This window comes from Candidatus Cryosericum odellii (genome assembly GCF_003570935.1).
GTDB lineage: Bacteria > Caldisericota > Caldisericia > Cryosericales > Cryosericaceae > Cryosericum > Cryosericum odellii.
The window spans coordinates 1-3,827 of sequence record NZ_QXIU01000235.1; the positions used below are offsets into that span (position 1 = coordinate 1).

The 3,827-nt window shown below is 54.6% G+C and carries 2 protein-coding genes and 2 pseudogenes; 1 reads left to right on the plus strand and 3 read right to left on the minus strand.

Annotated features, from left to right (window positions below; translation table 11 throughout):
• The 3 genes and pseudogenes from SMC5_RS09720 to panB form a co-directional block, all read right to left on the minus strand.
• A pseudogene (locus SMC5_RS09720) lies at positions 1-795 on the minus strand (Na/Pi cotransporter family protein); the annotation flags it as partial.
• A 115-nt stretch (positions 796-910) separates the two neighbouring features.
• A complete protein-coding gene (gene galE, locus SMC5_RS09725) occupies positions 911-1,897 on the minus strand; it encodes a UDP-glucose 4-epimerase GalE (protein WP_243625036.1) in 987 nt (328 codons plus the stop codon).
• Between the two features lie 356 nt (positions 1,898-2,253).
• Complete coding sequence (panB, locus tag SMC5_RS09730) at positions 2,254-3,120, minus strand: 3-methyl-2-oxobutanoate hydroxymethyltransferase (protein ID WP_119120564.1); 867 nt, start codon at positions 3,118-3,120, stop codon at positions 2,254-2,256.
• Positions 3,121-3,498: 378 nt separating this feature from the next.
• On the opposite strand from panB, the pseudogene SMC5_RS09735 reads away from it, so the two are divergent.
• A pseudogene (locus SMC5_RS09735) lies at positions 3,499-3,827 on the plus strand (galactose-1-phosphate uridylyltransferase); the annotation flags it as partial.

Genomic DNA, 3,827 nt, shown 5'->3' on the forward strand with positions numbered 1-3,827 from the left:
CGCGTAAACGGTACCAGGAACGGGAAGATGAGGATGACACCAAGAAAGTTGAATAGGAAATGTGTCAGCGCGGTTCTACGACTGACGATATTCGTGCCGATACTCGCCAATCCAGCTGTCACGGTCGTGCCAATGTTCGCCCCCAACACCAGCGCAATGGCGGACGGAAGAGTGATCATCCCCTGAAGCGAGAGTGCAACAACCAGGCTTGTCGTGACGGANNTGGATAACACCTGTGAACACCGCTCCGGCGAGGATTCCCAGTGCGGGAACGCGCCCAAACCTCACAAGGAAGTCTATGAATGACTGGTTTGCCTTCAATGGTGCAAGAGCATCAGACATGAAGTACAGCCCAAAGAACAAGATGCCAAAACCGAGGATAGCTTCGCCCACAGCCTTCGTCGTCCTTCTCTTCACAAAAAACTCCATCAGAACCCCGACGAAAATGAACGCCCAGATTACGTCATTAAGCTTGAACACGATGATCTGAGCAGTGATCGTCGTGCCGATATTCGCACCGAAGATCACGCCCATCGCCTGACTCAGTGTCATGAGCCCTGCATTCGCGAACCCAACGAGCATCACGGTCGTCGCCGAGCTGCTCTGGATGATACTCGTCACAGTCAACCCAACGAGAACACCCTTGATGGGGCTGTTCGTGAGGGCCTGCAAGATGCGTCTGAGCGAGTCCCCAGCCGCTTTCTGAAGTCCGTCGCCCAGTAGTTTCATGCCGTACAGGAAAAAGGATAGCCCAATTACGAGATTCATGGCTAACGAGACGTACTGGCCACGCATTCGTGCCTCCGAGAGTCAGTTTTCGGGTCGGCCTGGTATCTTGCCGCCTATCTATTCTACGGCATTACCTAGACTGGTCAAAGGGACAAGAATCAGACATCCTCGCCATGCATGATTAGCGGATCGGTCGATGCTGCTCCCAGTTCCACGCGGTCCGGACAATAGCCTCGAGGTCCACCAGCTGAGGCGTCCACCCCAGTTCTCTGCACGCGCGCCGATTGCTGGCGACGAGCACAGCAGGGTCTCCCGCGCGCCGATCCGCCTCAAGAATTGATATGTCGTGTCCCACGATCCGTTGGGCAGTCTCGATGATCTGTTTCACCGAGAATCCTTCACCATTTCCCAGGTTATACGTAGCCTCCGCCTGCCGCTCGAGTGACTCCAGGGCAAGAACATGGGCATCTGCAAGATCATTCACGTGGACGTAGTCTCGGACGCAGGTGCCGTCAGCCGTCGAATAGTCCCGCCCGAACACACTCACCGACGATCTCCGACCAGCCGCTGCCTGTAGTACCAGAGGTATCAGATGTGTCTCCGGATCATGGTCCTCGCCAATTCCACCATTGGGGTCGGCCCCGGCCGCATTGAAATACCTCAGGGAGACCGAGCGCAGCCCATATGCCACCACGTAGTCATGCAAAATTCCCTCGATGACCACCTTGGTTCGCCCATAGACATTGGTCGGCGCCAAAGCGCTGTCCTCGCCTATTGGAACGGTGGTTGGCTCTCCATAAACAGCAGCCGAGCTGGAAAAGACGATGCGGTCGACGCCGGTTGCACGCATGGCGTCGAGAAGATGCAGCGTACCGATCACATTGTTCGTGTAGTAGGTGCGAGGCTCAATCATCGATTCGCCGACAAGACTGCAGGCTGCGAAGTGGATAATGCTCGTAACGTGAAACTGCCGGATGGTCATCGCAACATGGGCGGTGTCGGCGATGTCGCCAACAATAAGCGGGACATCCTGTGAAACGGCCCAGCGATGCCCCTTGGAAAGATTGTCAAACACGGCAACCTGATAGCCGTTCCGTACAAGCTTCCGTACAGTGTGCGACCCAATGTATCCAGCGCCACCAGTCACGAGAACCGTTCCACTCATCATCCCCTCCACCTCTTCAGCACATACTGGATCATATTATTAGTATAGTCTGTAGGGACTGCATGAACAAGCAGGCAGCATCGATTCATCCAAGATGGAGGGTGGACTGCTCCGTCAACTCATGAGAAAAAGGACGTGAAGGGTAACAGAATACTGTTGGCCCTTTGGATGAGAGGGGAGCAGTGGGAATGGAGCTCGCCATAGTCAGGGTAGCCGGGGAGACAAAGATTTGCAGTTATGACTAGCCCCAGAGCATATTGCGCTCTGGGGCTAAAGGTTGACAAACTATCTACTGTACAGGCCGCACCCTTCTTGCTCTTCGTTGGGTACGCTTGATTATCCTGGAAAGGGCTGCTTCCTTACGACTTGGCGCCAAACATTTCCTGCTCTAATGCGCCCAGTTTATCCGACTCCCCTTCTTTCATGTTATACACGTGTTCAGGATCAGGGAAGACACCAGAACGCACCTCAGTGCAGTACTCACCAAAAGCACGCTGAATATCATCGGACAGATGAGCGTATTTCTTGACAAAATGGGGCGTAAAGGCTTGGAATATCCCCAGCAAGTCGGAGACGATCAACAATTGACCATCCGCCTCTGGACCTGCACCGATCGAATAAACTGGGATGCGCAGATGTTCGTGAATCACGCGTGTAACCTCCGGCGTGACACCTTCCACCAGCAGGAAGTGAGCACCGGCCTCCTGTACGGCCAGAGCATCCTGGATTACCAGGCGCGCCGATTCCACTGTACGCCCTTGGGCTTTGTACCCACCCATCTGGCCACTAGACTGCGGTGTGAGGCCAATGTGACCAAAGACCACGATACCGGCGTCGGCGATGGCCCTGATCTGGCGGCCGACACGCACCCCGCCCTCAAGCTTGATGGCATCCGCCCCGGCTTCCTTCAGAAAGCGGCCAGCATTGCGTACCGCCTCCTCCACCGAAACCTGATACGAGAGGAAGGGCATATCGCCGATGACAAAAGTATTGGGAGCACCAGTGCGGACAGCCCGCGTATGGTGCAGGCACTGTTCCATCGTCACTGGCACCGTACCGTCGTAACCACAGACACACATTCCCAAGCTATCACCCACGAGCAGCATATCCAAGCCAGAAGTCTCAGCCAACGCAGCTATGGGGGCGTCGTAAGCGGTGATCCAGGCGACCTTCTCTCCCTTGCTCTTCATGTTATAAAAATCAAGAATAGTTTTCTTCTTAAGCATTTAAACACCTCTCTTGTTGTCCCGCTCAAGGACAGACTATTACTACATTTTTATCATATCTCCGTATCCAGCAGTGTCAAGCAACCGCATCAATTCATCCAAGACAGGCGTGAAGGGTGACAGAATACTGTTGGCTCTTTGGATGCGAAAAGAGCAGCGGGAAAAGAATTCTCGATGGTCAAGGCACAGACATATCTGAAGGCAGGAAAGACCAAGAAGTTGGTGATATTGGACGTTTCTATGCCTCATGGTTCGCGCGCATTCTCAGTGGGTGACACGGCAGGCAGTATCGCTTGGCCTGTACCAATGCAGGTATTAGGCTATAATACATGATGAAAAGCCAGTGCTACGGCACTGTTGAGAAACAGGAGGACCACGATGGCGGAGCTACGATGGAACCCACTTCTGCGCACATGGACGATGGTGGCAGGCAACAGACAGGCACGACCCAACCTGCGCACCGATGGCTGTCCATTCTGTCCTGGATCGGGAAACGTCCCATCCACCTACGACGTGCTCGAATACGACAATGACTTCCCGGCACTGACGACGGATCCTGACGAACCCGATGCAGTCGGATCAGAGCTATCGCCGGTTGCTCCCAACTACGGCAAGTGCGAGGTCATCCTGTACTCTCCACAGCACGATGCCAGCCTCCACGACCTGAGTATCGCGCATCTGACGCGCCTGGTGGAACTCTGGACCGA